We start from the raw sequence: 26,465 nt of genomic DNA, 5'->3' as shown, positions 1-26,465 counted from the left end.
CCCTAGAATGCGGGATTCCGATCCCCGCCCGCGCATACGCCGCGCGCCCCCGTCCCGATGCCCGCCCCAGACTCCCCCAGTCCGCTTTACCGTCCCGCCTTCCTGCACTTCCTGTTCGCGCGCATCGGCGCGTCGCTGGCCTTCCAGATCGTCTCGGTGGCGGTGGGCTGGCAGGTCTATGCGCTGTCGGGCAGCGCGCTCGACCTTGGCCTGATCGGGCTGGCGCAGTTCCTGCCGATGGCGGCGCTGACGCTGGTGGTCGGCCACGTGGCCGACCGCTACGACCGCCGCAAGATCGTCGCCATCTGCATGGCGGTCGAGACCCTGGCCACGCTGCTGTTGGCCATCGCGGCGCTGCATGGCGTCGGCGGCAAGACGCTGATCTATGCCACCCTCATCATCATGAGCTCGGCGCGTGCCTTCGAGGCGCCCACGCTGACCACGCTGATCCCCGCCATCGTGCCGCGCGAGTGGCTGCCGCGCGCCACCGCGCTGTCGTCCTCCGGCGGCCAGATCGCGCAGATCGCCGGCCCGGCGCTGGGCGGCATCGGCTACGGGCTGGGGGCCGGGTGGGTCTACTGCGTGGCGGCGGCGCTGTACCTGTGCGGCTTCGCCTGCATCGCCAGCATGTCGATCGACCGCGCCCCGCCGCGCAGGGAGCCCACCACCTGGCGCACGCTGTTCGCCGGCATCACCTTCATCTTCCAGCGCCGCATCCTGCTGGGCACGCTATCGCTGGACCTGTTCGCGGTGCTGCTGGGCGGGGCCACCGCGCTGCTGCCGATCTTCGCCAAGGATATTCTGCACGCCGGTCCCTGGGCGCTGGGCGCGCTGCGCGCCGCGCCGGCCTGTGGCGCCATGCTGATGTCGCTGACGCTGGCGCGCCTGAGCCTGGGCGAGCACGTCGGCCGCCTGCTGTTCGGCGCGCTGATCCTGTTCGGCCTGGCCACCACCGTGTTCGGCCTGTCGACCTCGATTCCGCTGTCGGTGGGCGCGCTGGTGGTGCTGGGCGCGGCCGACGCCATCAGCGTGGTGGTGCGTTCGTCGCTGGTGCAGTTGAACACGCCCGACCACATGCTGGGCCGCGTCAGCGCGGTGAATACGCTGTTCGTCGGCGCCTCGAACCAGCTGGGGGAATTCGAGTCCGGCGTGATGGCGGCGCTGCTGGGCGCGGTGCCGGCCGTGGTGGTGGGCGGCCTGGGCACGATTGCGGTGGCGGGGCTGTGGATGCGCTGGTTCCCCGAGCTGCGCAGACTGCGTTCGCTGCATCCCGAAACCGAACCGGCCTGACCCTGGCCGCATCGCCCGGCAACCACGATTGTTGCTGGGCGAAATTTTGTTGCGACGCAACTTTACCCTCGTCGCGGGCCTGCCTATCTTGTGACCATGTTCAGCCATCGGGCTCTGCCGCTGCCATGTCCACACCGGATACAAGCCTTGTTTCTGCGACGAAAAAGGTCTGCCGCGTCCTCGCCAGCCTGTCGAACCGGCGCGTCCAGCGACTGACCGACATCGCCCAGGCAGCGCAGCTGGATGTGTCCACCGCGCTGCGCATCCTGAAGGACCTAGAAGCCGAGGGTTTCGTGGAGCGAGACCCGGTCAGCAAGCACTACATGCTCGGTCCGCAGGTCTATGCCATGCACCACGCCATGGTCGACGGCCTCGATCTGCGCGCCCTGGCGCGGCCGGCGCTGATCCGCCTGGCGCGCAAGTTCGGCGACACCGTCATCCTGTCGATGCCGACCGGCTGGGAATCGGTCTGCCTGGATCTGTGCTTCGGCGACTACCCGATCCGCGCCAACTACCTGGAGATCGGCAGCCGCCGTCCGCTCGGCATCGGCGCCGGCAGCCTGGCGCTGCTGGCGGCCATGGACGAGAACGAAACCCAGGCGGTGCTGCCGCCGGTGCACCAGCGGTTGCAGGAACGCTACCCGCGCTATCCGGTGCGGCTGCTGGAACAGATGACGGCGCGCGCCCGCAAGCTCGGCCACGCCATGCTGCTGGACGTGGTGGTGGAAAAGATGGGCGGCCTGGGCGTGGCCGTGCGCGGTCCCAGCGGCCGCGCCATCGCCGCGCTCAGCGTGGCGGCATTGAGCGAGCGCGTCGAATCGCGCGAACAGGAACTGGCCCAGGCGCTGGCCGCCGAAGCCCGCGCCATCGAACGCGCCTGGATGCCCCATGCCTGATCTCCACCACGCCTACCTGCTGGCCGCGGCCACCACGCGCTTCGGCCGCCACGAGGGCCGCTCGGCCCTGGACCTGATGGCCGAGGCCGCCAACGCCGCGCTGGCGCAGTCCGGCCTGCGGCGCGCCGATATCGACGGCGTGCTGTGCGGCTACGCCACCACCTTTCCGCACCTGATGCTGGCCACGCTGCTCAGCGAAAAGCTGGGCCTGGACCCGCACTACGCCCACGGCATGCAGATGGGCGGCGCCACCGGCGCGGCCATGGTGATGCTGGCGCGCGAACTGGTGCGCGCCGGCCGCTGCCGCCGCGTGCTGGTGGTGGCGGGCGAAAACCGCCTGACCGGCCAGGCCGTCGATGCCTCCATCCAGACGCTGGCGCAAGTCGGCGAAGCCGACACCGAGGTGCCCAACGGCGCGTCGGTGCCGGCCTATTACGCGCTGCTGGCTTCAGCCTACATGCACCAGACCGGCACCCGCCGCGAAGACCTGGCCGAGCTCGCCGCGTTGATGCGGCGCCACGCCGCCAGCCACCCGCATGCGCACCTGAGCGAAGCCATCGGCGTGGACCAGGTGCTGGCGTCCCGGCCCATCGCCACGCCGCTGCACTTGCTGGACTGCTGCCCGATCTCCGACGGCGCGGTGGCGCTGGTGGTCGGCGCGGACGACGGGCGCGTGCGCATCAGCGGCGCCGGGCAGGCGCATCGCCACCAGCACCTGTCCGCGCTGCGCGATATCCTCGACACCGGCGCGGCGCGCGCGCTCGGGCAGGCCTATGCCGACGCCGGCATCGGCCCGGACCAGGTCGACTACCTGGGCATCTACGACTCCTTCACCATCACGCTGGCCATGCTGCTGGAAGAACTGGGCTTCGCGCCGCGCGGCGGCGCGGCGGATCGCGCGCGGCGCGGCGACTTCGACGCCGCCGGACCGCTGCCGCTCAACACCCACGGGGGCCTGCTGTCGTTCGGGCATTCCGGCGTGGCGGGCGGCATGGCGCACGTGGCCGAGGCCTGGACCCAGCTGGCGGGCCGGGCCGGATCGCGGCAGGCGGGCGCGCCGCGCTGCGCGCTGGTGCATGCGGACGGCGGCGTGCTGTCCGCCCACGTCAGCCTGGTGCTGCAGGCGGAGGGCCGTCGATGAACGCCCGCGATCCGCTGGAACTGCAACGCTGCGAGGATTGCGGCGCGTGGTGGGCGCTGCGTCCCTACGCCTGCGCCCATTGCGGCGGCACCCATCTGCCATGGCGGCGCAGCAGCGGCGCGGGCGTAGTGCTGGCGCGCACCGAGATCCACCGCGCGCCCGACGCCTTCTGGCGCGCGCACGTGCCCTACGTGCTGGTGCTGGTGCGCCTGGAAGAGGGCGCCGTGCTGATGGGGCATGCCGATGCCGGCATCGCCATCGGCCAGCAGGTCATGGGCCGCGCGATCACGATCGACGGCCGCGCATTGCTCGGTTTCGAGGCGCGCCGGCCGCCTTGAAGCGCCGCCGGCAACACCATCCCAAGCAAAACAACATATCCGCACGACGGAGGAGACAATCATGCGCGCAATCGCAGCATGCCGCACGGCCCTGGCCGCGCTTTCCCTGGTGGCAGCCGCCGCCTCGGCCGCCCAGGACTGGCCGACCAAACCCATCACCCTGGTGGTGCCCTACCCGCCGGGCGGCCCCACCGACATCGTGGCCCGCGTGGTCGCGCAGGGCCTGGGCGACGAACTCAAACAGACCATCATCGTCGACAACCGCTCCGGCGCCGGCGGCAACATCGGCGCCGACATGGTGGCCAAGAGCACGCCCGACGGCTACACGCTGCTGCTGGCGACCACGGCCCACGCCATCAACATGTCGCTGTTCAAGAACCTGAACTACGACACCCGCAAGAGCTTCGCGCCGGTGTCGCTACTGACCGCCGGCCCGCTGGTGATCGTGACACGCCCCGACCTGCCCGCCAGCAACGTGCGTGAGCTGATCGCGCTGGCCAAGTCCACGCCGGGCAAGCTGACCTTCGCCTCGTCGGGCAACGGCCAATCCACCCACCTGGCGGCGGAGCTGTTCGACGCCATGGCCGGCGTGCGCATGGTGCACGTGCCTTATCGCGGCAGCGCGCCGGCGCTCACCGACGTCATGGGCGGCCAGGCCGACCTGATGTTCGACACCATGCTGTCGTCGATGCCGTATGTGAACGGCGGCAAGCTCAAGGCGCTGGCCGTGACGGGCGCGGCGCGCTCGCCCGCCGCGCCCAACGTGCCCACCGTGGCCGAGGCCGGGCTGCCGGGCTACGAAGCCACCGCCTGGAACGGGCTGCTGGCCCCGGCCGGCACGCCGGCATCGGTGGTGGACCGATTGAACGGCGCCTTGCAGAAGGTGCTGGGCCGCGCCGACATCCAGCAGAAATTCGCCGCCCAGGGCTTCGCCTCGGAATGGAAGACGCCCGCCGACACGGCGCGCTTCCTCGACACCGAGGTCGAGAAATGGGCCGGCGTGGTCAAGACTTCCGGCGCCACGGTCAACTGACCCCGCGCCCGCCTTCATCCTACCTTGGGGAGTTTCATGGCTTCTGTACCCACCGGCGACGCCAGCCTCGCGCGCCTGCTCGATCCGGCCTCGATCGCGATCGTCGGCGCCTCCGACAATCCCGACAAGATCGGCGGCCGACCCATCCACTACATGCGGCGCCACGGCTATGCGGGCGCGCTGTACCCGATCAACCCGCAACGCGCCGAAGTCCAGGGCGAACGCGCCTGGCCCAGCCTGGCCGCGTTGCCCGCGGCGCCGGACCTGGCGATCGTGGCGGTGGCCGGCGAGCAGGCGGTGCGGGCGGTGGATGACTGCGCCGCGCTGGGCGTGGCGGCGGCCATCGTCATCTCGGCCGGCTTCTCGGAAACCGGCGAGGCCGGCCGCGCCCTGCAGGAGGCGATGACAGCGCGCGCCCGCGCCGCCGGCATGCGCATCGTCGGCCCCAACTCGCAGGGCCTGGCCAACTTCGGCAACGGCGCCATCGCCAGCTTCTCCACCATGTTCCTGGAGGTGGCGCCGGGCGACGGGCCGGTGGCGGTCATCAGCCAGAGCGGCGGCATGTGCGCCATGGTCTACGGCCTATTGCGCCAGCGCGGCATCGGCGTGCGCCACGTGCATGCCACCGGCAACGAGGCCGACGTGTCGGTCGCCGAACTGGCCTGCGCGACGCTGCGCGATCCGGAAGTCGGCTGCGTGCTGCTGTACCTGGAATCGCTGCGCGAGGCAGGGCCGCTGGCCGAGGCGGCGGCGCTGGCGCGGGCGCGCGGCGTGCCGCTGATCGTGGTCAAGTCGGGCCGCTCCGAGGCAGGCGCGCGCGCCGCGGCCTCGCACACCGGCGCGCTGGCCAACGAAGACCGCGCGGTCGATGCGTTCTTCGAACACCACGGCATCCTGCGCGCGCGCGACCCGCAGGAACTGGTGCGCTACGCCGAGCTGGCCCTGCGCAGCCCCTTGCCGCAAGGGCCGCGCGTGGTGGTGGTCAGCAACTCCGGCGCCAGCTGCGTGCTGGCCTCGGACGCGGCCGCCGAGCGCGGCCTGGAGATCGCGCCGCTGGCCGACGCCACCCAGCAGGCGCTGGCCGAGCGTCTGCCCGGCTATGCCACCACCGTCAACCCCGTGGACATCACCGCCGCGCTGCTGTCGAACAACGGCCTGTTCGGGCAAGTGCTGCCCGTAATCGGCGCCGACCCGGCGGCCGACATGTTCCTGCTCGATATTCCAGTGGCGGGGCGCGGCTACGACGTGGATTCGTTCGCAACGGACGCGGCCGGCTTTGCGCAGGCGGCATCCAGGCCGGTGGTGGTGGTGGCGTGGCAGGACAACGTCGCCGCCACGTTCCGCGCGCACGGCCTGCCCGTTTACGCCGACGAGATCCAGGCGATGGATGCCTTGTCGGCGCTGTTGCGCCTGCGGCGGTTGCGCGAACGCGGCCGCATGGCGTCGCCGCCAGCATCGCAAGGCATTGTGACGGCGGAGCCGGCGCCGAACGACGCCGCTGGCTTCCTGTCCGAAGCGGACAGCCTGGCGCTGCTGGCCGGCAACGGACTGGCGGTGATCGAACACGCCGTCTGCCGCACGGCCGACGAGGCCATTGCCGCGTGGCGCCGCATCGGCGCGCCGGTGGCGTTGAAGGCTTGCTCGGCGCAGTTGCCGCACAAGTCCGAACACGGACTGGTCGCGCTGGGCCTGGACGATGAAACCGCGCTGCGCGCCGCGTTTTCCCATCAAGCCCAAACCTTGGGTAAGCTGAACGTTCGCGACGACGCCTGGCTGGTGGCGCGGATGCAGCGCGGCCTGCACGAATGCGCGCTGGGCGCGCGCGTCGATCCGGTGCTGGGGCCGGTCGTGATGATCGGCAGCGGCGGCAAGTACGTCGAGGCATTGCGCGACGTGGCGGTGCTGATGCCGCCGTTCGATGCCGCGCAGGTGGTCGAGAAGCTGCGCCGCCTGCGCATCGGCGCGTTGCTGCAAGGCGTGCGGGGCGATCCGCCCGCTGACGTCGCCGCCCTGGCGCAACAGGCGGTGGCGCTCGGCAACTACGCGCTGGCGGCCGGCCCGCGGCTGGCGTCGGTCGACATCAACCCGGTGATGGTCGGCGCCGTGGGGCAGGGCGCGGTGGCGGTGGACGCGCTGGTGGAACTTCATGCCGCCAGCCAGCCCGCCGCAAGGATGACGGCCTGAGGCCGCCGGCACACAAACAAAGGAGACACACCGATGTTTGAAGACCTGAAATCCAAGACCGCGCTGGTCACCGGCGCCTACAGCGGACTGGGCCGCCACTTCGCGCTGCGCCTGGCCGAAGCCGGCGCGCGCGTGGCGTTGTGCGGGCGCCGGACCGAACTGGGCGAAGCCCTGGCAACGGAGATCCGCGCGCAGGGCGGCCAGGCCTGCGTCGCGGGCATGGACGTCACCCAACCCGACAGCGTGCAGGCGGCCTTCGCCCAGGTCGAGCAGGCGCTCGGCCCGGTCGACATCGTCGTCAACAACGCCGGCATCGCCATGACGCGCCCCGCGCTGGAGATCAGCGAAGACGAGTGGACCGGCCTGATCGACGTCAACCTGAACGGCGCGTGGCGGGTGGCGCAATGCGCCGCGCGCCACTTCCAGCGCCACGGCCGGCCCGGCGCCATCGTCAACATCGCCTCGATCCTGGGCCAGCGCGTGGCCTCGCACGTGGCCGCCTACATCGCCGCCAAGGCCGGCCTGCTGCACCTGACCCGCGCCCTGGCGCTGGAATGGGCGCGCCACGGCATCCGCGTGAACGCGCTGGCGCCCGGCTACATCGGCACCGACCTGAACCGAGAATTCTTCGCCACGCCCGCCGGCCAGGCCCTCGTCAAGCGCATCCCGCAGCGTCGCCTGGGCACGCCGCAGGACCTGGACGGCCCCTTGCTGCTGCTGGCCTCCGATGCCTCGGCCTACATGACGGGCGCCGTCATCGACGTCGATGGCGGCCACCTGGCCAGCTCGCTCTGAACCCGCATCCCCATCCGGAGACCCCGCCATGGATTTTTCGCTGCCCCCCGAACTGGAAGACTACCGCCAGCGCGTGCGCGCCTTCGTCGACCGCGAGTTGATTCCGCTGGAAGCCGACCGCGCCAACTACGACGACCACGAGAACATCGACGCAGCCCTGCTGGACCGCGTGCGCGCCAAGGCCCGCGAGGCCGGCCTGTGGGCCCTGCAGATGCCGCGCAAGCGCGGCGGCCAGGGCCTGCCGATGGTGGGCCTGGCCGCCTGCTATGAAGAAATGAACCGCTCCATCTTCGGCCCGGCCGCCTTCAACGCCGCCGCACCCGACGACGGCAACATGCGGGTGCTGGCGCAGGTGGCGCGGCCCGACCAGCAGGACCGCTGGCTGCAGCCCATCATCGACGGCAAGGTGCGCTCGTCCTTCGTCATGACCGAACCCAGCCCCGGCAGCGGCTCGGACCCGTCGATGATGCGCACCACCGCTACCCGCCAGGGCGACAAGTGGCTGATCCACGGCCGCAAGTGGTTCATCACCGGCGCCCGCGCCGCGCAGCATTTCATCCTGATTGCGCGCACTTCGGACGACGCCCGCAAGGGCCTGTCGGCCTTCCTGTTCGACGCCGACCAGCCCGGCTGGCGCATCGTGCGCCGCATCCCCATCATGGGTCCGGAAGAACACGGCGGCCATTGCGAGCTGGAATTCGACGGCCTCGAGATTCCCGACGAGAACCGCCTGATGGAAGTGGGCGACGGCCTCAAGCTGACGCAGATACGCCTGGGTCCGGCGCGCCTGACGCACTGCATGCGCTGGCTGGGCCTGGCGCGGCGCGCCATGGCGGTGGCGGTGGACTACGTCGGCGAACGCAGCAGCTTCGGCCAGAAGCTGGCCGACCGCGAGGGCGTGCAATGGCTGCTGGGCGACGCCGCCATGCAGATCGAGATCGGCCGACTGCTCACCATGCGCGCCGCCGCGCGGCTGGACCAGGGCGACTTCGCGCGCAAGGAAATCTCCATGGCCAAGATCGTGGTGTCGGAAACCCTGCACAAGGTGGTCGACACCGCGCTGCAGCTGAACGGCGCGCGCGGCTATTCCAAGGACACGCCGCTGGAATGGATCTACCGCTACGCGCGCCAGGCGCGGCTGGTGGACGGCGCCTCCGAAGTGCACAAGATGGTGCTGGCGCGTTACCTGATGGACCAGGGCGATGCGTTCTGGCGGTGGGACGACGCGGACGCGCCGCGCAAGGCGCTGGTATGAGCGCGCCCGATCACGCCACCAACGCCGCCGCCGACTGGCTGCCCGCGCTGGCCGCCTACCTGTCGGCGCAGGGCCTGGGCAACGCCAGCGGCCTGCGCGCCCGGGCATTGACGGGCGGCCAATCCAACCCGACCTACCTGCTGGAAGACGCCAGCGGCGCGCGCGTGCTGCGCAAGCAGCCGCCCGGCACGCTGCTGCCCTCGGCCCACGCCATCGATCGCGAATACCGCGTCATGGCCGCGCTGGCCGGCACCGCCGTGCCCGTGCCGGCCATGCTGCACTACTGCGCCGACCCTTCCATCGTCGGCACGCCGTTCTACCTGATGAGCTATGCGCGCGGCCGCGTCTTCATGGACCCGGCGCTGCCGGGCCTGGCGCCCGCCGAGCGCGCCGCGCTGTATGCCGAGACCGGCCGCGTGCTGGCCGCGCTGCACGCGGTGGAACCGGCCGCCGTCGGGCTCGCGGACTACGGCAAGGCCGGCGACTACTTCGCGCGCCAGGTGGCGCGCTGGACCCGCCAATATCGCGACACCGAGACCACATCCATCGCCGCCATGGACGCGCTGATCGACTGGCTGCCGCAACATCTGCCGCATGACGACCAGACCCGCCTGGTGCACGGCGACTATCGCATCGACAACCTGGTGTTCGCGCCCGACGCGCCGCGCGCCATCGCGCTGCTGGACTGGGAGCTGTCGACCCTGGGCCATCCGCTGGCGGACCTGGCCTATCACTGCATGTGCTGGCGCATCCCGCCGGCCCTGTGGCGCGGCATCGCCGGCCTGGACCTGGCGGCGCTGGGCATTCCCGACGAAGCGCAGTTCGTGCGCGCCTATTGCGAGGCGCGCGGCATCGCGCCGCCGCCCAACTGGGATTTCTACCTGGCCTACAGCTTCTTTCGCATCGCCGCCATCCTGCAGGGCGTGTACGCGCGCGCCCGCGCCGGCAACGCCGCCGCCACCGATGCGCTGGAGATGGGCGCGCGCGTCGAACCGCTGGCCGCGCTCGGCTGGCAGGCCGCGCAACGCGAATCCGCACGCCTGGCCACCGCAGGCCACTAGGAGCGCATCATGACCGCATCGCCATCCGCGTCCGACGAAACACTGCCCCGCAACGCCGCCAACCACCAGCCCCTGACGCCGCTGGGTTTCCTGGCGTGGGCGGCGGCCGTCTACCCGGAACGCGCCGCGCTGCTGCACGGCGACCGTAGCCAGAGCTGGCGCGCCACCTACGACCGTTGCCGCCAGATGGCCGCGGCGCTGGCCGCCTGGGGCGTGCGCCGTGGCGACGTGGTGGCGGTGCTCGCGCCCAACACGCCGGCCCTGTACGAAGCGCACTTCGGCGTGCCGATGGCCGGCGCGGTGCTGAACGCGCTCAACACCCGGCTCGACGCGCGCACGCTGGCGTTCATCCTGGAGCACGGCGGCGCCACCGTGCTGCTGTACGACAGCGAGTACGCGCCGCTGGTGCGCGAAGTGCTGGGCCACCTGCGCGCGCCGCCGCGCACCGTGCGCATCGAAGACAGCGAATACACCGGCTCGCACGGCGACCTGGGCGATGCGGAGTACGAAGCCTGGCTCGCCGCGCAACCGGCCGACGCGCCCTGGGAGGGGCCGCGGGACGAATGGGACAACCTCTGCCTGAACTACACCTCGGGCACCACCGGCAACCCCAAGGGCGTGCTCTATCACCATCGCGGCGCGTACCTAAACGCCACCGGCAACGTGCTGGCCTGCGGCATGCCGCCGCACGCGGTCTATCTGTGGACGCTGCCCATGTTCCACTGCAACGGCTGGTGCTTCCCGTGGACCATGGCGGCGCTGGCGGGCACCAACGTCTGCCTGCGGCGCGTGGAGCCGGCCGCCATCTTCGAGGCCATCCGCCGCCACCGGGTCGGCTTCTTCTGCGCCGCCCCGGTGGTGCTGAACATGCTGGTCAACGCCCCCGCGGACGCGCGCCACCGCGCCACGCACCGCGTGCAGGCCATGACCGGCGGCGCCGCGCCGCCCGCCGCCATCATCGAAGCGATGGAGCAACTGGGCGTGGGCGTCACCCACCTGTACGGCCTGACCGAAACCTACGGCCCGTCGATCAGCTGCGCCTGGCACGACGAATGGGACGACCGCCCCCTGGCCGAGCGCGCCGCGCTCAAGGCCCGCATCGGCGTGCGCAAGCTCAACGTCGAAGCGGTGCAGGTGATGGACGCCGCCATGCGGCCGGTGCCCGCCGACGGCGCCACGCTGGGCGAGATCATGCTGCGCGGCAATACGTTAATGAAGGGCTATCTGCACAACCCCGACGCCACCGCCGACGCCTTCGCCGGCGGCTGGTTCCATTCCGGCGACCTGGCCGTGGTGCATCCCGACGGCTACATCGAGATCAAGGACCGCGCCAAGGACATCATCATCTCGGGCGGCGAAAATATCTCGACCGTGGAAATCGAAAGCGTGCTGTACCGCCACCCCGACGTCCTGGAAGCCGCCGTGGTGGCGCGGCCCGACGCGGTGTGGGGCGAAACGCCGTGCGCCTTCGTCACGCTGAAAGAGGGCGCGTCGCGCAGCGCCGATGACCTGATCGCCTACTGCCGCGAACACCTGGCGCGCTTCAAGACGCCGCGCACCGTGGTGTTCGGCGCCCTGCCCAAGACCTCGACCGGAAAGATCCAGAAGTTCGTGCTGCGCGAGCAGGCGGCGGCGTTGGCGGACAAGGCTGCCGACAATTGAAGCGCCAGCCGGCCGACAGCCCGACACCGGGCCGCCTTCTCCAGGCTCCGACCATGACGTCTCGCGCCGCCTGGTAATGTTGATACAATACGAATCATTATCATTCTATCGACGCCAAGACAACGCGCCGGGTTCGCTGGCCGCGCGACGGACATCGGACTTAGGGGCACCATGGGGGAGCGGTTCTTCGGCGCGATCGCCGAGGCATACAAGGCATGGAACGCGGAGCTGGTCGGTTTCCTGAACCGCCAGCTCAAGCGCTCGCCCGACGCCGCCCAGGATCTGGCGCAGGAAACCTTCGCGCGCTGGCTGGCCGCCAGCCGCGGCGCCGAGCCGCCCGAAAAGCCGCGCGCCTATCTCTATGAAATCGCCCGCAACCTGCTGCGCGACCACTGGCGCCGCGAAGCCGTGCGCGACGAGCACATGGTGGCCAGCCTGGACGACCAGGCCTACACACCGCCGTCCGGTAGCCTGGCAACCGCGGCCGGCTGGCAGCCCGACGCGCGCGCCGACGCCAACCAGCGCCTGCGCCTGCTGCAGGCCGCCATTGACGACATGCCGCCGCGCCAGCGCGAGGCCTTCCTGCTTTATCGGTATGATGAGCTGCGTTGCGAGGACATCGCCGCGCGCATGGGCATCTCCGTGCGCGCCGTCGAAAAGCACCTGCAACTGGCCCTGGCGCACTGCAAGCGCCGCGTCCACGGCGAATCGTCATGACCCCGTCCCGTTCCCTATCCGCAGTCGAAGAGGCCGCGAGCGCATGGTTCATGCGCCGCCGGGAAGGCGCGTCCGATGCCAATGCCGAACAGGCGTTCCAGGCCTGGCTGGCGCAATCGCCGCTGCACCGGCAGGAATACGACAAGCTCGCGCAGGTGTGGGATGACCTGGCCGCGCTGCCGCGTCCGGCCAGCGCGCCGGATCGCGCATCGGCCGGCGCCGCCCACATTGTTCCCGCCGACGCCGCCCAGCCCATCGGCGTCGCCACCCGACGGCCCGCAGCCGCGCGGCAGCCGCGGCCCGCCTTCCTGCGCTGGGGCGGCGCGCTGGCCGCGCTGGTCCTGCTGGCGGGCGCCGCCTACCAATACCTGCCGGTCAATTACGAATCGGTGGCCAACGCCTCCACCCAGACACGCAGCCTGGACCTGGCCGACGGCACCCGCATCCACGCCAACGTGGGCACCCGCGTCAACGTGCGCTACACCCTGGCCGAACGCCGCATCGACATCGAAGGCGGCGAGGTCTACATCGACGCCGCGCCCGACCGCCGGCCGCTGCTGGTATCCGCCGGCGGCGCGCGACTGCGCGACATCGGCACCGAATTCAATGTGCTGCTGCTGCCCGACCTGCTGCAGGTCGGCGTGCGCAGCGGCCAGGTGCGGCTGGATGCCGACGGCGCCGCCAGCCCCGGCCCGCAGATGCTTCACGCCGGCGACACGGTGCTGCTCGCGCGCGCCGACGCCCGGCTGCTGGCGCGCGCGCAGGTGCCGCCCGGCGAAGTCGGCGCCTGGCAGGACGGCGTGGCGGTGGTGCACGACGCCACCCTGCAACAGCTGGCCGGCTACCTGGCCCTGTACCGCGACGCGCCGCTGCGTTTCGCCGACGACCGCGCCCGCCGCCTGCGGCTGTCCGGCACGCTGGACCTGCGCCACCCCGAGGCTTTCCTCGACACGCTGCCCGGCCTGCTGCCGGTCACGCTGACCCGCCGGCCCGACGGCACCGCGGTGATCGCCAGCCGCTGAAGCGGCCAGGCGAAATTATTTTCATTCAGCAGGTACGGGTTATGGCAAGTCGCGCGTCTTCCCCCGTGTAGATCCACTTCCACACCGAGGAACGACCATGGCGCAACGCCACTTCCGCCGCCGGCAAAGCGCCGGCCGTTACGCGCTGCTGTGCGCGCTGTCGATGGGCGCCGCGCTGGCGGCACAGGCCCTGGCGCCGTCCGCGGCCCACGCCCAGGGCCGCGCCGCCGCGCAGGCCTTCGACCTGCCGGCCGGCAACCTGGCCGACGCGCTGGTGGCGCTGGGCCGCCAGGCGCAGGTGCAGGTCCTGTTCAGCCCGGACAGCGTCGCCGGCCTGCGCGCGCCCGCCGTGTCCGGCAGCATGACCCCGCAAGCCGCGCTCGACCGTCTGCTGGCCCGCAGCGGCCTGGTGGCCGTGCCCAGCGGCAACGGCTTCATGGTGCGCTCGCCCGCCGGCGCGTCCGCCAGCGACGCCACCACGCTCGCGCCCGTCACGGTTACCGGCCGCGACCTCGCCACCACCGAGGGCACCGGTTCCTACACCCCCGCCGCCGTCACCCTGGGCAAGAACGCGCAAAGCCTGCGCCAGATCCCGCAATCGGTCTCGGTGGTGACGCGCCAGTTGCTCGACGACCAGAACCTGGTGAACCTGGACGACGCCATGCGCACCGTCACCGGCATCACGGTGGAAGCCGGCAGCATCGGCGGCAACCACGGCAATTTCTATTCGCGCGGCTACGCGCTCGACACCATCCAGGTCGATGGCGTGAACACGCCGGCCAGCACCGGCAACGACCTGAGCGCCGGCTTCGGCCTGGCCATCTACGACCGCATCGAGGTGCTGCGCGGCCCATCGGGCCTGTATCAGGGCGCGGGCGATCCCGGCGGCACCGTCAATCTGGTGCGCAAGCGCGCGCAAAAGGAATTCGGTTTCAGCGGCCAGGTCATGACCGGCTCGTGGGACCGCTACTACACCGAGGCCGACCTGACCGGCCCGCTCGACAGCGACGGCCGCCTGCGCGGCCGCGTCGTGGCGTCCTATGACGACCGCGGCTCGTTCGTCGACGGCGTCTACACCAGGAAGCCCCTGTTCTACGGCACCCTCAGCTTCGACCTCACCCCGGATACCACGCTGACCGCCGGCGCCACCTACCAGCAATACAAGGGCCGACCCTTCTTTGGCCTGCCCGGCTACACCGACGGGCGCCTGCTCGACGTGCGCCGCTCCACCAACCTGGACCCCAGCTGGAACCACATCACCGAAGAAATCACCGAGTACTTCGCCGACATCGACCACCGCCTGTCCAACGGCGGCCGCATCAAGGTCAGCGGCGTCTACCGCGAACAGGACGAGCCCAGCCGCCAGTTCGGCTGGTCGGACTGCGCGGTCGATCCAGTCACTGGCGACACCTGCCTGGTCACCTGGAAATACCGCAGCCACTGGAAGACCTACGGCCTGGACGCCTTCGTCGCCACGCCATTCCAGGCCTTCGGCCGCGAGCACGAGCTGACCGTGGGCGCCGACTACCGCAACGTGCACAAGAATTTCCGCTACGGCGGCGGCGACAACGCCGACATCAACCTGTTCCACCCCGACAACAACGTCCCCAGGCCGGACTACGAATACACCAACGGCAACGACAGCAAGACCGACCAATACGGCCTGTACGCGCGCGCCAACCTGCGCGTCACCGACGCCGCCACCGTCATCGCCGGCAGCCGCCTGACCTGGTGGGAAAACCGCACGCAGAACCGCAACGCCTACTTCAACCAGTTCACCAACACCAAGAGCAACATCAACGGCAAGTTCACGCCGTACCTGGGCCTGGTGGTGGACCTGAACGAGCAGTTGTCGGCCTACGCCAGCTACACCAGCATCTTCACGCCGCAGACCACCACCGACGCCAACGGCCAGCTGCTGGATCCGCGCACCGGCAAACAGGTCGAGATCGGCCTGAAGGGCGAATTCCTGGACAAGCGCCTGAACGGCCACGTGGCGCTGTTCCGCATGGAAGACGAGAACCGCGCCATGACGGACCCGGACAATCCGCTGTTCTCGATGGCGGCGGGCAAGATGCGCAATCAGGGCTTCGAGGCCGAGATCAGCGGCAGTCCGGCGCCCGGCTGGGACATCACCGCCGGCTATGCCTACACCACCACCAAGACGCTGAAAGGCACGGAAGACCAGAAGTCGCAGCAATACGTCTTCATCACGCCGCGCCACACCTTCAACCTGTGGACCAAGTACAGCTTCGCCACCGGCACGCTGGAAGGGTTGTCGCTGGGCGCCGGATTGCGCAGCGTCAGCAGCATGTATCGCCTGAACGGCCCGGTGAAGTTCGAACAACGCCCGTACACCACGGTATCGGCGCAGGCCGGCTACCGCTTCAACAAGCACCTGGAAGCGACCCTGACGGTGAACAACCTGTTCGACAAGGTCTACTACCAGCGCGTGTGGGCGGCGTATGGCTCGAACTACTACGGCGAGCCGCGCAGCGTGATGCTGAACCTGAAGGCGACGTATTGAGCCTGGGCCGGACGCGCCGCCGCAAGCGCGCCCGGCCGACCATTCAATGGCAAGACGCCAGTCGCATTGATAGGTGACGCGCGCCAGATCGAAGCGGCGCGCCGCGATATCCCGCTCGCGCATCAGCACATAGCTGGCGCCTGGCTGCGTAGGCATGCGCAAGTCGCGTTGCCGCGCGTCCGCGCGCGCCGTCATTCCTGCGCAAGAATCCGTAGAAAACTCACGACACACGCGACACCGGCCAGCAGCGCGCCGATCCACAGCGCCACTTGCGCGCCCCCGGCGCCCACCAGCGTGAAACATGCCGCCACCAGCGCCGCTCCCGAAGCCTGGCCGATCAGCCGGGCGGTGGGAATGATGCCGCTGGCCGCGCCGCTGCGTTCGGCCGGCGCGCTGGTCGTCAAGGCCTTGAGATTGGGTGACTGGAAAAAACCGAAGCCGGCCCCGCACACCGCCAGCCGCCAGATGATGTCGGCATCCGACGCCTGCGCCGGCAGCAGCGCCACCAGCACCATGCCGACGCACAGCACCAGCAGCCCGCCGCCGCCCAGCAGCGCGACCGAATGGCGTTCCGACAGAAACCCCGCCAGCGGCGCGGCCACCGCCACCACCACCGGCCAGGCGGTCAGCAGCAGGCCCGTCTGCACATCGGAACGCCCCAGGCTCATCTGAAACAGGAACGGCAACGCCACCAGCGCCAGCCCCTGCGCCGCGTAAGACAGCACCGACGTGGCCACCGACATCGCGAACAGCGGCCGCCGGAACAGGTCGACCGGCAGCATCGGCGCGGGATGCGCGCGCTGGCGGCGCAGCAGCAGGGCGCAGCACAGCGCCGCGGCGGCGGCCTCGGGCAGGATGCGCGTCCAGCCGGCATGATGGGCCGCATCGCCCAGCGCCAGCACCGCCAGCGCGAAGGTCGCGCCCAGCAGCAACGCCGCCACGCCGTCGAAACGCGGCGGCGCCTTGCGCGGCGGATTGCGCGGCAGCGTGCGCCACGCCATCGCCATTGCCACGGCTCCCAGCGGAATGTTGATCAGGAACAGCCAGTGCCAGGTGCTGACCGCCAGCACCGCCGACGCCACCGACGGCCCCACCACGTAGAACACCGCCACGGTGAAGGCATTGATGCCCTGCGCGCGGCCGATCTGGCTGCTGGGAAACGTCAGCCGGATCAGCGCGGTGCCGACCCCCAGGATGCCCGACGCGCCCACGCCCTGCAGCACGCGCGCCGCCGTCAGCAGCGCCAGCGAGTCGGCCACGCCACAGGCCAGCGACGCGAGCGTGAACACCAGCAGGCCATACAGATAGACGCGGCGATGGCCGACGATGTCGCCCAGCGCGGCGAACGGCAGCAGCGTGGCCACCATGGCGATCTGGTAGGCATTGATGATCCAGATCGAAGCGTCCGGCGTGGTGCGCAGATCCGCCGCGATGGTCGGCAGGGCGGTGTTGGCGATGGAGGTATCGAGCGTGGCGATCGCGCTGCCCAGGATGAGCGTGGAGACCGCCCAGAGCCTTTGCCGGCCCGGCAGGCCGTCGCCGATCTGTGGCAAAGCCAGGGTGCTTTCTGAGGAGGACGGCATGCGGGACGGCTCCTGGGCGGCGTCCGTGGCGCACGGCGGATACGGCCATGGCGGGGCGCGGGAAAGGCGGATAGCTGTCAGGCTGTAAGACAGCATAGCAAGGCATAATCCACCATGCAACGGGCCTGCGCCGGGCTTTGGGCGAAGCGATATCATGGCGCCAGGGGCGGCGCCGGCCGGCATCGCGCAGCCTTTGTCTTCGCCATTGGATAGGAAGCAGACATGCAAGTTATCGAGCGTCCGCTGACGCTGGTGGACCAGGTCATCGCGGCCCTGCGCAAGGAGATCGCCGAAGGCCGCTTCGCGCCCGCCTCGCGCCTGCCGGCCGAACAGGAACTGGCACGCACGCTGGGCTGCAGCCGCCCGGTCATCCGCGAAGCCGTCTCGCAACTGAAGGCCGACGGCGTCCTTGTCACCACCAAGGGCGTGGGCGCCTACGTCGCCGCCAACCCCGCCGGCAGCGTGTTCCGCCTGCCGCGCGGCGACACCTCGGCCAAGGACCTGGCGCAGTTGTTCGAACTGCGCTTCTGGATGGAAACCGCCGCCGCCGAAGCCGCCGCCCTGCGCCGCAAGACCGCCGACCTGGCACGCATGCGCGATGCGCTCAAGCGCATGGAGCGGCACGCAGGCGACTATCCCGCCGCGTCCAAGGCCGACGTCGACTTCCACGCCGCCATCGCCGGCTCGACCCAGAACGCCTACCTGGTGGCCTTCAGCGGCTTCATCGAAGGCCAGCTTCTCAAGGCGCGCGAAATGGGCTGGCAGAATTCGGCCCGGCTGGCCGGCGGGCCGCGCCTCGCGCAGCAGGAACACCTGCGCCTGTTCGACGCCATCCAGGCCAAGGACCCCGACGCCGCCCGCCAGGCCGCCGCCGCGCACCTGCTGGCCTCGGGCCGGCGCATGGGGCTGGACGTGCAGAAGCTCGAACGCATGGCGCATCCCGACCGTCCCTGAGTACGCCACCACTTGCAGTCGGACACAATTGGCAAATCGCTGTCCGACGCCCGCCCCATCTACCCTCTAAGATGGCGCCGCACAATGCGCCTCGGTGCGCTTATCGAAGACCGACGAGAACAAATCCGACATGAATACGCGTCTGCAAACCCGCCCGTTCCCGCGCCGTCCGCCGCTGCGCGCCACCGTCGCCGGCCTGTGCGCCGTCGCCCTGGCCACCCTGTTCAACCCCGCCAGCGCGGCCGAACCCGCGTCCAAGCCGCGCCTGGACGCCGTCCAGGACACGCAACCGGCCGCCGCCAAGGTCGCTCCGCCCGATGCCCCCACGGTGATGTACGCCATCTACCAGATCGACGGCAAGGGCGCCGACTCGTACGAAGTGGCCAACGGCAGCGTCGCCACCTACTGGTTCGGCCACGCCTTCGAACTGGGCGGCACGCAATACTTCACCGGCTTCACCTGGGACACCCGCGAAAAATACGGCAAGCCCGGCGAAGACGAAGCCGGCCCCGAAACCCAGGTCAACCTGGCCGAAGCCACCTTCACGCTGACCGGCTCCACCGCCGAGCGCCCCTGGAAGTTCCGCGGCATGGAGCACACCATAGGCATGTTCGGCGCCTACGAACGGGCCGAAGCCGTCGACACCGGCCGCAAGCCGCTCGACTACCGCACCCCGGAAGGCAAGCTGCTGCTGGCCGTGCCGACCCAGGGCTTTGACAACGGCACCAGCTTCGAAGGCTACGCCCTGTTCGTCTTCAATCCCGGCCCGCGCGACGAGCTCAAGGACAAGGTCTGGACCTACGTCGGCAGCATCCTCACCGGCGACGACAACAGCGCCGCCTGCGCCGACGGCGATGTCATGCCCTGCGTCGCCAAGACCGGCAAGCTGACTTTCACCGCGCAGAACGGCAGCGACATGCCGCGCCTGACCGTCACCCCCAGCGGCACCGAAATCTCCGGCCCGGGCAAGACGCGCAAACTGGGCCCCGCCGACGCGGTCAGCTACGTCTACGACGAAGCCGGCAAGAAGTACGCCGAAAAGTAGACGACAACGCGGCGAACACGAAAAAACCGGGGCGCGACGTCCGGCAACCCGGCCCGTGCCCCGTCCCGCGACTGCCGCTAAACTGACTGGTCATGAAGAACGTCTTCACGGAGCGACCATGACCTCCCCGCCCCCGGCCATCACCCCCGCGCGCACCGCCTTGCTGGTCATGCACTACCAGACCGACATCATGGACCTGTTCCCGTCGGTCGCCCCCACGCTGCTGGCCAACACGCGGCAGCTATGCGATGCCGCCCGCCGCGCCGGTGCGAGCGTCTACTTCGCCAAGATCCACTTCAGTCCCGGCTATCCGGAAGTCAGCCCGCTCAACAAGAACGGGCAGGGCATCCGCCAGCTGAGCCGCTTCGTGCATGACCGCGTCTCGCCCGAACTCGGCCGGCGCGACGACGAACCCATCATCCTCGCCCATCGCGCCAGCGTGTTCTTCGGCACCGACCTGCAACCGCGGCTGTCGGCCCAGGGCATCGACACCCTGATCATGGTGGGCGTCGCGTCCACCGGCGTCATGCTGTCGTCCATCGCCCACGCCAGCGACGCCGACTACCGCCTGCTGACCGTCAAGGACTGTTGCTACGACCCCGACCCGGTCGTGCACGACCACCTGTTCGCGACCGCTTTCGAGTCCCGCACGACCGTGCTGTCGCTGGACGCCGCCCTGTCCCTGCTGGGCGGCCTATCGAACCAGTGAGTTGACCCATGCGTACCCTGATCATTGCCTCCCTTGCCATCGCCCTGAACTTTTCCCACGCCGCCGTGGCGCAAGCCGAACAAGGCTGCCCCGACGGCTACGCGCCCAGCGTCGGCACGCCCGGCCAGCAATGCGTGCCGATCCCCGTGGAGATTGCGCCTGCCGCGGGCGGCGCGTCCACCGCCTCGTCGCGCGACGCCCAGCGTTGGGGCGCCGTGGCCTATGACGCGCTGTCCGGTTCGATCGGCATCTCGGCCGACCGCGCCAGCAAGGCCCGCGCGGAAAAAGACGCGCTGGCCCAATGCGCCACCAAGGGCGGCGCCCGCTGCGTCATCAACACCACCTACCACGACCAGTGCGTGGCGGTCGCCTACGGCCCGTCGCCCAAGGGCAGCGGCGTGCTGGTCAATTCCGTCACCGCCGCCGGCGAAGAGCTGGCCCGCATGCGCGCGCTGGAAACCTGCGAGAAGGACACCGGCGCCAGTTGCCAGGCGTTCTACACCGGTTGCAGCCTGCCCGTGCCGGCCCAATAATCGACCGCCACCGGCCGCCCCAAGGACTCGCCATGCTCGACCCCGCCACCCTCGTGCTCTTTGGCGGCGCCTGCGTCGCCCTGGCCATGACGCCCGGCCCCGACATGCTGCTGATCGCCTCGCGCAGCGCCGCGCAGGGCAGGGCCGCCGGCTTCGCCTCGCTGGCCGGCATCCAGGCCGGCACCTACTGCCACGCGCTGCTGGCGGCCTTCGGCCTGTCGCAGCTGTTCGTGGCGGTGCCCATGGCCTACGACGTGGTCCGCTTCGCCGGCGCGCTCTACCTGCTGTACCTGGCCGTGCGCACCTTCCGCTCGCGCCCCGTGTCGCACATGCCCGATGCGGGCCGGGCCCGCTCACCCGTGCGCGAAGTCTTCCTGCAAGGCCTGCTGACCAACCTGCTCAACCCCAAGATGGCGCTGTTCGTGCTGGCGCTGTTCCCGCAGTTCGTGCGGCCGCAGGACGGCTCGGTGGCCCTGCAGATCCTGGTGCTGGCCACCATCCTCAACGTCATCGGCCTGTTCATCAACGGCGCCGTCATCCTGGCCGCGCACCAGCTCAGCCGGCGCTGGGCCGGCCGCCAACGCGTGTCGCGCTGGCCGCAGTACGTGCTGGGATCGGTGTTCCTGGCGCTGGCGCTGCGCCTGGCCACCGCCAGCCGCAACTGACGCGCGCGCTCCATGCAAAAGATCGAAGGCCAGGAATTCCGCATGGCCCTGGACAAGGGCAACGCGCATTTCCACGACCTGCAACTGCACGACTGCGCCTTCGACAACTGCGGCCTGTCGATGGTCAAGTATCCGCAACGCATGTCGCTCGTGCGGAACGTAACGCTGTCGCAATGCCGCGTCGTGAATTCGGAGATCAAGCCGTGCATGTTCGAGGACGTGGTGGTCGAAGACCTGTCCACCAACCCCATCCTGCTGGTGTGGGCCGCGTTCCTTCGCCGGGTCACGTTGAAGGGCAAGATCGGCAAGATCAACTTGAACCGGACGCCCGAAGCGTTCTGCACGGATGCGGACCGGCTCCAGCAATTCGAGACCGCCCGCGCCGCGTTCTATGCCGAGACCGATTGGGCGCTGGACATCAGCGAAGCCAGGCTGCTGGGGCTGCGCTGCGAAGGCGTGCCGCTGCACCTGATCCGGCGCGATCCGCAAACGCAGGTGATCCTGGACAAGCGCGGCCGCTATCGTGGCCAACAGGCGCTGGATGCGAGCTTCGCCAAGGCCTTTCCCGTCGCCGACAGCGTGCTGCGCGGCTTCGATGAATCCGACAAGCCTGCCATGCTGCTGGCCGCATCGCTGGGCGCGCCCAAGAAACGGCGCGACGAGGAACTGGGCGCGATCGCGGAATTGCGCACGCTGGGGTTCCTGGAAGATTGAACCGCGCGCCGCGTCAGCGCCATAGCCAGTAGCCGACTACCGTCACCACCGCCACCCACAACAGCACGATCACCACCGCGCCCACCCGGCTGCGCGGCTTTTCGCGCTTGGCCTGGATCCACGCGTCCGCCTGGTTGCGGCATTCCTGCAGAACATCGGGCGGCAACAGCCTGATGGCCAGCCAGATCAGGCCCGGCAGCAACAGCACATCATCCAGATAGCCCAGCACCGGGATGAAGTCGGGAATCAGATCGATGGGGCTGAGGGCGTAGGCCACCACGAACACGCCCAGCGCCTTGGCGTGCCAGGGCGTGCGGGGGTGCTTGCCGGCGAACCAGAGGGTCAGGCCATCGCGCTTGATGCGCCGGGCCCAGGTTTTTAGGCGGTCGCGGGTTGGCATGGGATCGGCTCTGCGGCTCGGGGAACGGCGATGAATTCCAGATTGCTAACCCGAAGGATAAAACGTGATCAGGCGATCCATGAAAGAATCGTGTGGCCCCCCATCGCGCAGGACATCGCCATGCCGCTTTCCGCCTTGCTGCACACCACCGATCTCGCCGCAACCCGCGACTTTTACGGGTCTGTGCTTGGCTTCACCGTCACCGACTCCGCCGAAGGCACGCTCACGGTGGAGCAACACGGGGGCCGGCTGATCTTCACCACGCTCGATCTGTGGAAGCGGGCGCCGGGATTCAGCGGCACCCTGTATTTCTCGCTTCCCGATGTCGAAGCGTTCTACCGGCAGGTCAAGGACAAGACACCCATCGCCTGGCCGTTGCAACGCATGGCCTATGGCTCCCATGAGTTTGGGCTGGTGGATGGCAACGGATATACGCTGGCGTTTGTGCAGAGGGTTTGACGAAGACCCGTGGCAAATCAGACCGACGGCTTATTCAGCCCTGGCCTTCACCGAATGCTTCGGCGCCCGGTAATGCGTCGGGGCCTTCGGCACCCTGCGCGTGATGGCCGCTGGCGCGCCTCTCGGCGCCGCCAGCGCCTGCGCCAGCAACTTGGCGAACATCTTGCGGATGGCGGAATTGCTGTCGTTCACATCCTGTTTGCCATACAACCGGAACAGCCAGAATTGCCGCTCGGCGTCGCACCAGTAATAGATGACTCGCAAGCCGCTACGCTTGCCCCGGCTGCGCTGCGGGTCGACGTAACGCAGCTTGCGCAGCCCGCCGGTGCCTTCGATGACGGCGCCGGCCTCGGGCAGTTTCAACATCAGGCATTGCAGCGCGCGAAATTCGTCGTCGGCCAGGAATTCCTCGCGATGGCGAGAGAATTCGGGCAACTCGACAAACAGGGCATTCATGGCAACGCACGCGTATCGCGTCTGGGGATCGACTGAAACCCATTTTGACGGGCTTCAACGTCCCCATGCGCGTACGGGCCAAGGGTTTCGGACGAAGCGAATGGCTGCGCTTCGATACGCTACCGCGTGCGCGTTCGTTACACCGCCGCCAATCGCTCCACGGTGTCGGGAAACTTCTCGACCAGCCGAATCAGCAAAGCGGCCTGCGCATTTGGCTTGGCGCGACCCTGTTCCCATTTTTCGAGGGTTCGGGGGTTGGTGCGCAGATAGTGCGCGAACACCTGCCGTGACAGGTGCAAACGCTCGCGTATGGCCAGGAGTTCCTCGGCGGTCAGATCAGGAGCAGGATTAATTTCCACTTTGTGCGTACGCAGCGTTTGTTTTCCCTCACGCTCAGCCGCAAGCGCATCAAAGCCTTCGGCGATTTCCGCATACAGGTTTCGCTTTTTTTTCATCGCCGTGCCTCACGTTCCGCGTCCAACATGCCCTTGAGCATCCTCTTTTCCCGGGCGTTCGGATCGCTGATTCCGGCGACCGTCAGAAAGGCCATTCTGACGGGGCTGCCTGCCCCGCAACGTTTGCAACCGCTGATATCCGACCGACAGAACGGCGCGCCCGCGCCCCTTTGTTGTTGTGGCTTGAAGAACAGGTCGTCCTGCACGGCCGGACGCCGCCGAAGATCCGTGTGCATTCCGCCAACGCGTCGACGCGCTTGAAGATGCAAGCCGCCATCGAGGCCATCGAGCGGCATGCCGCCCTCAGAACGGCTTCATCACCACCAGCAGAATGATCAGCACCGGCGCGGCCAGCACCACCGGCACCAGTCGCGCACGCCCCGCCTCGGTGCCGTCACCCGCCGCCTCCGCCAGCCGCCGCAGCCGTCCCGCCTGCATCCCGTGCACCGCCGCCAGCAACAGCACCAACGCCAGCTTCACCGACAGCCACCCGCTGCCAAACCAGCCCGCGCTCGTCGCCAGATACACGCCGCTGGCCAACGCGCCCACCATCGCCGGCGTGGTCAGCAGCCGTTCCCACTTGCGCAGCAGCCGCAGGCGCGCCAGCTCCTGCGGCAAAGCCGGCCCCGGCAGCTTGTCGGCCGCCGCCAGCACGAAGGCCTGCACCACCATCCCCGCCACCCAGAACAGCACCAACGCCAGGTGCAGCGACTTGATCAGCAGATACGCCATCGCTCATGCCTCCCGCGCGCGGCGCAGCGAACGCGCGATCACGAAGCCGCCAAACGGCACCAGCGTCGCCACCAACGTCCACACCAGCCGCTGGCGCGGCCAGCCCTGCGCCGACGCCACATTGCACGCCAGCGCGATATAGACCATGAACGCCACCCCATGCACCGGCCCCACCCACGACACCCCTTGCGGCATCCCGGCCAGATGCTTCAACGGCACCGCGACGCCCAGCAGCGCCAGCAGCGTCACGCCTTCCAGCATGGCCGCCCACTTGAAGAGAGCAGGGGTCGAAGCATCGGCGTCTTTCAGGGGCATGGCAGCGTCTCGCAACAGGATGAGCGGCATTGTCCGGGCTGGCGCAATCGCCAGCCATTGGCCAAAATGCCAATCTTCGAAAGAAATCCGCCAACCGTGCGCCGCCGTCCGCCCGACCCGTCCCAAGGCCCTAGCCCCATGCCCCCGCCCACCCCGCACCGCGTCGCCGTGCTCGCCTTCGACGGCCTCGTCGCGGGCGACCTGTCCATCCCCTGCGAGATCTTCCAGCTCGCCGAAACCCTGGACGGCCGCCGCCCCTACGCCGTGCAGGTCCACGCCGGCAAACCCCGCGTCCGCGCCCACGCCTACGACCTGCACATCCGCCACCGCCTGGACGCCGCGCGCGGCGCCGACACCCTCGTCATCCCCGGCTTGGCCGACCCGGCCGACAGCGTCTCGGACGACATCCTCGACCTGATCCGCCACGCCCACGCCCGAGGCGCCCGCATCGCCTCCATCTGCACCGGCGCCTTCGTCCTGGCCGCCAGCGGCATCCTCGACGGCCTCAAGGCCACCACCCACTGGAAAGCCGCCGGCCTGCTCGCGCGCCGCTACCCCGCCATCGACGTCAACCCCAACGTCCTGTTCGTCGACAACGGCCAGATTCTGACCTCCGCCGGCGCCGCCGCCGGCATGGACCTGTGCCTGCACATGATCAAGCGCGACCACGGCGCCGCCGTTGCCGCCAACAGCGCCCGCCTGGCCGTCGTGCCGCTGGAACGCGCCGGCGGCCAGGCGCAATTCATCGTCAGGCCCACGCCGGCCTCGCACACCGACCTGACGCCGCTGCTGCACTGGATCGAACACCGACTGGCCGAGAACCTGACCGTCGCCGCGCTGGCCGCCCAGGCCGCGGTCAGCGTGCGCACCTTGAACCGGCGGTTTCAGGAACTACTGGGGGTGAGTCCGCTGCAATGGGTGATCCAGGCCCGCGTGAATCGTGCTCGCGGGATGCTGGAGACGACGGACCTGCCGGTGGAGCGGGTGGCAATGGAGGTGGGGTTCGGGTCAGCGGTGTCGCTGCGGGAGCATTTCACGGGGATCGTGGGGACGAGCCCGATGGGGTATCGAAGGGCGTTCCGGCGGGCGGCGTGAGGGCTGCCTGATGCTTGGGGATGGAGAGGCCTGACGCTTGGTGGCCTGGAACTGGCCTGACGCATTACGCGACAGGCCGTTGGTCCTTTTCGGGTTACTGGATCGAGCGCGGCGCGTTGTGCGTGGCGGCGTCGAACGCGGCGTCATCGGCGTAGGCGCGGGCCGATTCCAGCATGGCGTCGGTCAGGGTACCGAGGTGATCGCACAGGCCTTCCACACCACCCATCAACGCGGCCACCGTCCATGCGTCCAGCGGCTGGCTGCCGGTAGCGGCGGGTTCCGAGGCGCTGTTGCCGACCAAGCGGGCGATGGTCTGGATGGCGTAGCGGGCGCGTTCGATGTTGTAGAGATGGGAGAGGGCGACCGGGGCGTGCTCGGGGTCGGTTTCGACCAGCCAGGGGTTTGGGGTGAGGGGGTGGGATTGCATGA

At 69.6% G+C, this 26,465-nt stretch carries 29 protein-coding genes; 21 read left to right on the top strand and 8 right to left on the bottom strand.

Going from position 1 to position 26,465, the window contains the following annotated elements; genetic code table 11:
- Nucleotides 1-57: 57 nt before the first annotated feature.
- The 13 genes from ACUTAG_RS15130 to ACUTAG_RS15070 all read left to right on the top strand — a co-directional run bounded on the left by ACUTAG_RS15130 (nucleotide 58) and on the right by ACUTAG_RS15070 (nucleotide 15,921).
- Nucleotides 58-1,290, top strand: coding sequence for an MFS transporter (locus ACUTAG_RS15130; RefSeq protein ID WP_006386953.1), 1,233 nt, complete (start codon nucleotides 58-60; stop codon nucleotides 1,288-1,290).
- Between the two features lie 125 nt (nucleotides 1,291-1,415).
- The gene (locus ACUTAG_RS15125; RefSeq protein ID WP_006386952.1) at nucleotides 1,416-2,186 is read left to right on the top strand and encodes an IclR family transcriptional regulator; all 771 of its coding nucleotides are present in this window, start codon (nucleotides 1,416-1,418) and stop codon (nucleotides 2,184-2,186) included.
- Nucleotides 2,179-3,327: a thiolase family protein gene (locus ACUTAG_RS15120; RefSeq protein ID WP_446650244.1), complete on the top strand. Its 1,149-nt coding sequence runs from the start codon at nucleotides 2,179-2,181 to the stop codon at nucleotides 3,325-3,327. The genes ACUTAG_RS15125 and ACUTAG_RS15120 overlap by 8 nt, the downstream gene beginning before the upstream one ends.
- Nucleotides 3,324-3,665, top strand: a complete 342-nt coding sequence (locus tag ACUTAG_RS15115; RefSeq protein WP_006386950.1) for a Zn-ribbon domain-containing OB-fold protein — start codon at nucleotides 3,324-3,326, stop codon at nucleotides 3,663-3,665. Before ACUTAG_RS15120 ends, ACUTAG_RS15115 begins: the two co-directional genes overlap by 4 nt.
- A gap of 61 nt (nucleotides 3,666-3,726) precedes the next feature.
- Nucleotides 3,727-4,698 (top strand): tripartite tricarboxylate transporter substrate binding protein, encoded by a 972-nt coding sequence (locus ACUTAG_RS15110; protein ID WP_446650243.1) that lies wholly within the window; start codon nucleotides 3,727-3,729, stop codon nucleotides 4,696-4,698.
- A gap of 36 nt (nucleotides 4,699-4,734) precedes the next feature.
- Nucleotides 4,735-6,882 (top strand): acetate--CoA ligase family protein, encoded by a 2,148-nt coding sequence (locus tag ACUTAG_RS15105; RefSeq protein ID WP_446650242.1) that lies wholly within the window; start codon nucleotides 4,735-4,737, stop codon nucleotides 6,880-6,882.
- A 33-nt stretch (nucleotides 6,883-6,915) separates the two neighbouring features.
- Nucleotides 6,916-7,677, top strand: a complete 762-nt coding sequence (locus ACUTAG_RS15100) for an SDR family NAD(P)-dependent oxidoreductase (RefSeq protein ID WP_446650241.1) — start codon at nucleotides 6,916-6,918, stop codon at nucleotides 7,675-7,677.
- A gap of 28 nt (nucleotides 7,678-7,705) precedes the next feature.
- Nucleotides 7,706-8,932, top strand: a complete 1,227-nt coding sequence (locus tag ACUTAG_RS15095) for an acyl-CoA dehydrogenase family protein (protein ID WP_446650240.1) — start codon at nucleotides 7,706-7,708, stop codon at nucleotides 8,930-8,932.
- Entirely contained in the window at nucleotides 8,929-9,993 is a 1,065-nt protein-coding gene (locus tag ACUTAG_RS15090) for a phosphotransferase family protein (RefSeq protein ID WP_054506123.1), read from the top strand. The genes ACUTAG_RS15095 and ACUTAG_RS15090 overlap by 4 nt, the downstream gene beginning before the upstream one ends.
- Nucleotides 9,994-10,002: 9 nt before the next feature.
- Complete coding sequence (locus tag ACUTAG_RS15085; protein ID WP_446650239.1) at nucleotides 10,003-11,655, top strand: acyl-CoA synthetase; 1,653 nt, start codon at nucleotides 10,003-10,005, stop codon at nucleotides 11,653-11,655.
- Nucleotides 11,656-11,826: 171 nt separating this feature from the next.
- Entirely contained in the window at nucleotides 11,827-12,372 is a 546-nt protein-coding gene (locus ACUTAG_RS15080; RefSeq protein ID WP_327761137.1) for an RNA polymerase sigma factor, read from the top strand.
- Nucleotides 12,369-13,394, top strand: coding sequence for a FecR family protein (locus tag ACUTAG_RS15075; protein ID WP_446650238.1), 1,026 nt, complete (start codon nucleotides 12,369-12,371; stop codon nucleotides 13,392-13,394). Before ACUTAG_RS15080 ends, ACUTAG_RS15075 begins: the two co-directional genes overlap by 4 nt.
- Before the next feature lie 97 nt (nucleotides 13,395-13,491).
- A complete protein-coding gene (locus ACUTAG_RS15070) occupies nucleotides 13,492-15,921 on the top strand; it encodes a TonB-dependent siderophore receptor (RefSeq protein WP_446650237.1) in 2,430 nt (809 codons plus the stop codon).
- Between the two features lie 191 nt (nucleotides 15,922-16,112).
- On the opposite strand, the gene ACUTAG_RS15065 is transcribed toward ACUTAG_RS15070, so the two are convergent.
- Nucleotides 16,113-17,504 (bottom strand): MFS transporter, encoded by a 1,392-nt coding sequence (locus ACUTAG_RS15065; protein WP_054482369.1) that lies wholly within the window; start codon nucleotides 17,502-17,504, stop codon nucleotides 16,113-16,115.
- 222 nt (nucleotides 17,505-17,726) lie between these two features.
- On the opposite strand from ACUTAG_RS15065, the gene ACUTAG_RS15060 reads away from it, so the two are divergent.
- From ACUTAG_RS15060 to ACUTAG_RS15035, 6 genes are all read left to right on the top strand, one after another.
- Nucleotides 17,727-18,458: a FadR/GntR family transcriptional regulator gene (locus ACUTAG_RS15060; protein ID WP_446650236.1), complete on the top strand. Its 732-nt coding sequence runs from the start codon at nucleotides 17,727-17,729 to the stop codon at nucleotides 18,456-18,458.
- Between the two features lie 130 nt (nucleotides 18,459-18,588).
- Complete coding sequence (locus tag ACUTAG_RS15055) at nucleotides 18,589-19,503, top strand: hypothetical protein (protein ID WP_172965870.1); 915 nt, start codon at nucleotides 18,589-18,591, stop codon at nucleotides 19,501-19,503.
- Nucleotides 19,504-19,621: 118 nt separating this feature from the next.
- On the top strand, nucleotides 19,622-20,212 hold the full coding sequence (locus ACUTAG_RS15050) for an isochorismatase family cysteine hydrolase (RefSeq protein ID WP_446650235.1): 591 nt from the start codon (nucleotides 19,622-19,624) through the stop codon (nucleotides 20,210-20,212).
- A gap of 8 nt (nucleotides 20,213-20,220) precedes the next feature.
- A complete protein-coding gene (locus ACUTAG_RS15045) occupies nucleotides 20,221-20,745 on the top strand; it encodes a DUF4189 domain-containing protein (protein WP_006389442.1) in 525 nt (174 codons plus the stop codon).
- A gap of 32 nt (nucleotides 20,746-20,777) precedes the next feature.
- A complete protein-coding gene (locus tag ACUTAG_RS15040) occupies nucleotides 20,778-21,410 on the top strand; it encodes a LysE family translocator (protein WP_006389443.1) in 633 nt (210 codons plus the stop codon).
- Nucleotides 21,411-21,422: 12 nt separating this feature from the next.
- On the top strand, nucleotides 21,423-22,124 hold the full coding sequence (locus tag ACUTAG_RS15035; RefSeq protein ID WP_446650234.1) for a hypothetical protein: 702 nt from the start codon (nucleotides 21,423-21,425) through the stop codon (nucleotides 22,122-22,124).
- Between the two features lie 13 nt (nucleotides 22,125-22,137).
- On the opposite strand, the gene ACUTAG_RS15030 is transcribed toward ACUTAG_RS15035, so the two are convergent.
- Nucleotides 22,138-22,524 carry a YkvA family protein gene (locus ACUTAG_RS15030; protein ID WP_446650233.1) on the bottom strand — a complete coding sequence of 129 codons (387 nt, stop codon included), beginning with the start codon at nucleotides 22,522-22,524 and terminating at the stop codon, nucleotides 22,138-22,140.
- A gap of 30 nt (nucleotides 22,525-22,554) precedes the next feature.
- Between ACUTAG_RS15030 and ACUTAG_RS15025 the strand changes: the two genes are divergently transcribed.
- Nucleotides 22,555-22,983: a VOC family protein gene (locus ACUTAG_RS15025; protein ID WP_446650232.1), complete on the top strand. Its 429-nt coding sequence runs from the start codon at nucleotides 22,555-22,557 to the stop codon at nucleotides 22,981-22,983.
- A gap of 30 nt (nucleotides 22,984-23,013) precedes the next feature.
- Here ACUTAG_RS15025 and ACUTAG_RS15020 read toward each other — a convergent pair whose 3' ends face one another.
- The 5 genes from ACUTAG_RS15020 to ACUTAG_RS15000 form a co-directional block, all read right to left on the bottom strand.
- On the bottom strand, nucleotides 23,014-23,439 hold the full coding sequence (locus tag ACUTAG_RS15020; protein ID WP_446650231.1) for a toxin: 426 nt from the start codon (nucleotides 23,437-23,439) through the stop codon (nucleotides 23,014-23,016).
- A 137-nt stretch (nucleotides 23,440-23,576) separates the two neighbouring features.
- Nucleotides 23,577-23,894 (bottom strand): helix-turn-helix domain-containing protein, encoded by a 318-nt coding sequence (locus ACUTAG_RS15015; RefSeq protein ID WP_026383998.1) that lies wholly within the window; start codon nucleotides 23,892-23,894, stop codon nucleotides 23,577-23,579.
- A complete protein-coding gene (locus ACUTAG_RS15010) occupies nucleotides 23,891-24,190 on the bottom strand; it encodes a hypothetical protein (protein WP_446650230.1) in 300 nt (99 codons plus the stop codon). The genes ACUTAG_RS15015 and ACUTAG_RS15010 overlap by 4 nt, the downstream gene beginning before the upstream one ends.
- Nucleotides 24,191-24,197: 7 nt before the next feature.
- Nucleotides 24,198-24,626: a CopD family protein gene (locus ACUTAG_RS15005; RefSeq protein WP_058665486.1), complete on the bottom strand. Its 429-nt coding sequence runs from the start codon at nucleotides 24,624-24,626 to the stop codon at nucleotides 24,198-24,200.
- A gap of 3 nt (nucleotides 24,627-24,629) precedes the next feature.
- Nucleotides 24,630-24,941, bottom strand: coding sequence for a DUF3817 domain-containing protein (locus ACUTAG_RS15000; protein ID WP_049070432.1), 312 nt, complete (start codon nucleotides 24,939-24,941; stop codon nucleotides 24,630-24,632).
- Nucleotides 24,942-25,079: 138 nt separating this feature from the next.
- Between ACUTAG_RS15000 and ACUTAG_RS14995 the strand changes: the two genes are divergently transcribed.
- A complete protein-coding gene (locus tag ACUTAG_RS14995) occupies nucleotides 25,080-26,036 on the top strand; it encodes a GlxA family transcriptional regulator (RefSeq protein WP_446650229.1) in 957 nt (318 codons plus the stop codon).
- A 94-nt stretch (nucleotides 26,037-26,130) separates the two neighbouring features.
- Here ACUTAG_RS14995 and ACUTAG_RS14990 read toward each other — a convergent pair whose 3' ends face one another.
- On the bottom strand, nucleotides 26,131-26,463 hold the full coding sequence (locus tag ACUTAG_RS14990) for a hypothetical protein (RefSeq protein WP_446650228.1): 333 nt from the start codon (nucleotides 26,461-26,463) through the stop codon (nucleotides 26,131-26,133).
- Nucleotides 26,464-26,465: the final 2 nt, after the last annotated feature.

This window comes from Achromobacter sp. CSND-B12 (assembly GCF_052906545.1).
This window is presented reverse-complemented; position numbering and strand designations above follow the sequence as displayed.

What these genes read in the sequence shown, in the direction of transcription:
- ACUTAG_RS15130 (WP_006386953.1), top strand. Translation starts at nt 58, where the DNA reads ATGCCCGCCCCAGACTCCCCCAGTCCGCTTTACCGTCCCGCCTTCCTG.
- ACUTAG_RS15125 (WP_006386952.1), top strand. Translation starts at nt 1,416, where the DNA reads ATGTCCACACCGGATACAAGCCTTGTTTCTGCGACGAAAAAGGTCTGC.
- ACUTAG_RS15120 (WP_446650244.1), top strand. Translation starts at nt 2,179, where the DNA reads ATGCCTGATCTCCACCACGCCTACCTGCTGGCCGCGGCCACCACGCGC.
- ACUTAG_RS15115 (WP_006386950.1), top strand. Translation starts at nt 3,324, where the DNA reads ATGAACGCCCGCGATCCGCTGGAACTGCAACGCTGCGAGGATTGCGGC.
- ACUTAG_RS15110 (WP_446650243.1), top strand. Translation starts at nt 3,727, where the DNA reads ATGCGCGCAATCGCAGCATGCCGCACGGCCCTGGCCGCGCTTTCCCTG.
- ACUTAG_RS15105 (WP_446650242.1), top strand. Translation starts at nt 4,735, where the DNA reads ATGGCTTCTGTACCCACCGGCGACGCCAGCCTCGCGCGCCTGCTCGAT.
- ACUTAG_RS15100 (WP_446650241.1), top strand. Translation starts at nt 6,916, where the DNA reads ATGTTTGAAGACCTGAAATCCAAGACCGCGCTGGTCACCGGCGCCTAC.
- ACUTAG_RS15095 (WP_446650240.1), top strand. Translation starts at nt 7,706, where the DNA reads ATGGATTTTTCGCTGCCCCCCGAACTGGAAGACTACCGCCAGCGCGTG.
- ACUTAG_RS15090 (WP_054506123.1), top strand. Translation starts at nt 8,929, where the DNA reads ATGAGCGCGCCCGATCACGCCACCAACGCCGCCGCCGACTGGCTGCCC.
- ACUTAG_RS15085 (WP_446650239.1), top strand. Translation starts at nt 10,003, where the DNA reads ATGACCGCATCGCCATCCGCGTCCGACGAAACACTGCCCCGCAACGCC.
- ACUTAG_RS15080 (WP_327761137.1), top strand. Translation starts at nt 11,827, where the DNA reads ATGGGGGAGCGGTTCTTCGGCGCGATCGCCGAGGCATACAAGGCATGG.
- ACUTAG_RS15075 (WP_446650238.1), top strand. Translation starts at nt 12,369, where the DNA reads ATGACCCCGTCCCGTTCCCTATCCGCAGTCGAAGAGGCCGCGAGCGCA.
- ACUTAG_RS15070 (WP_446650237.1), top strand. Translation starts at nt 13,492, where the DNA reads ATGGCGCAACGCCACTTCCGCCGCCGGCAAAGCGCCGGCCGTTACGCG.
- ACUTAG_RS15065 (WP_054482369.1), bottom strand. Translation starts at nt 17,504, where the DNA reads ATGCCGTCCTCCTCAGAAAGCACCCTGGCTTTGCCACAGATCGGCGAC.
- ACUTAG_RS15060 (WP_446650236.1), top strand. Translation starts at nt 17,727, where the DNA reads ATGCAAGTTATCGAGCGTCCGCTGACGCTGGTGGACCAGGTCATCGCG.
- ACUTAG_RS15055 (WP_172965870.1), top strand. Translation starts at nt 18,589, where the DNA reads ATGAATACGCGTCTGCAAACCCGCCCGTTCCCGCGCCGTCCGCCGCTG.
- ACUTAG_RS15050 (WP_446650235.1), top strand. Translation starts at nt 19,622, where the DNA reads ATGACCTCCCCGCCCCCGGCCATCACCCCCGCGCGCACCGCCTTGCTG.
- ACUTAG_RS15045 (WP_006389442.1), top strand. Translation starts at nt 20,221, where the DNA reads ATGCGTACCCTGATCATTGCCTCCCTTGCCATCGCCCTGAACTTTTCC.
- ACUTAG_RS15040 (WP_006389443.1), top strand. Translation starts at nt 20,778, where the DNA reads ATGCTCGACCCCGCCACCCTCGTGCTCTTTGGCGGCGCCTGCGTCGCC.
- ACUTAG_RS15035 (WP_446650234.1), top strand. Translation starts at nt 21,423, where the DNA reads ATGCAAAAGATCGAAGGCCAGGAATTCCGCATGGCCCTGGACAAGGGC.
- ACUTAG_RS15030 (WP_446650233.1), bottom strand. Translation starts at nt 22,524, where the DNA reads ATGCCAACCCGCGACCGCCTAAAAACCTGGGCCCGGCGCATCAAGCGC.
- ACUTAG_RS15025 (WP_446650232.1), top strand. Translation starts at nt 22,555, where the DNA reads ATGAATTCCAGATTGCTAACCCGAAGGATAAAACGTGATCAGGCGATC.
- ACUTAG_RS15020 (WP_446650231.1), bottom strand. Translation starts at nt 23,439, where the DNA reads ATGAATGCCCTGTTTGTCGAGTTGCCCGAATTCTCTCGCCATCGCGAG.
- ACUTAG_RS15015 (WP_026383998.1), bottom strand. Translation starts at nt 23,894, where the DNA reads ATGAAAAAAAAGCGAAACCTGTATGCGGAAATCGCCGAAGGCTTTGAT.
- ACUTAG_RS15010 (WP_446650230.1), bottom strand. Translation starts at nt 24,190, where the DNA reads ATGCCGCTCGATGGCCTCGATGGCGGCTTGCATCTTCAAGCGCGTCGA.
- ACUTAG_RS15005 (WP_058665486.1), bottom strand. Translation starts at nt 24,626, where the DNA reads ATGGCGTATCTGCTGATCAAGTCGCTGCACCTGGCGTTGGTGCTGTTC.
- ACUTAG_RS15000 (WP_049070432.1), bottom strand. Translation starts at nt 24,941, where the DNA reads ATGCCCCTGAAAGACGCCGATGCTTCGACCCCTGCTCTCTTCAAGTGG.
- ACUTAG_RS14995 (WP_446650229.1), top strand. Translation starts at nt 25,080, where the DNA reads ATGCCCCCGCCCACCCCGCACCGCGTCGCCGTGCTCGCCTTCGACGGC.
- ACUTAG_RS14990 (WP_446650228.1), bottom strand. Translation starts at nt 26,463, where the DNA reads ATGCAATCCCACCCCCTCACCCCAAACCCCTGGCTGGTCGAAACCGAC.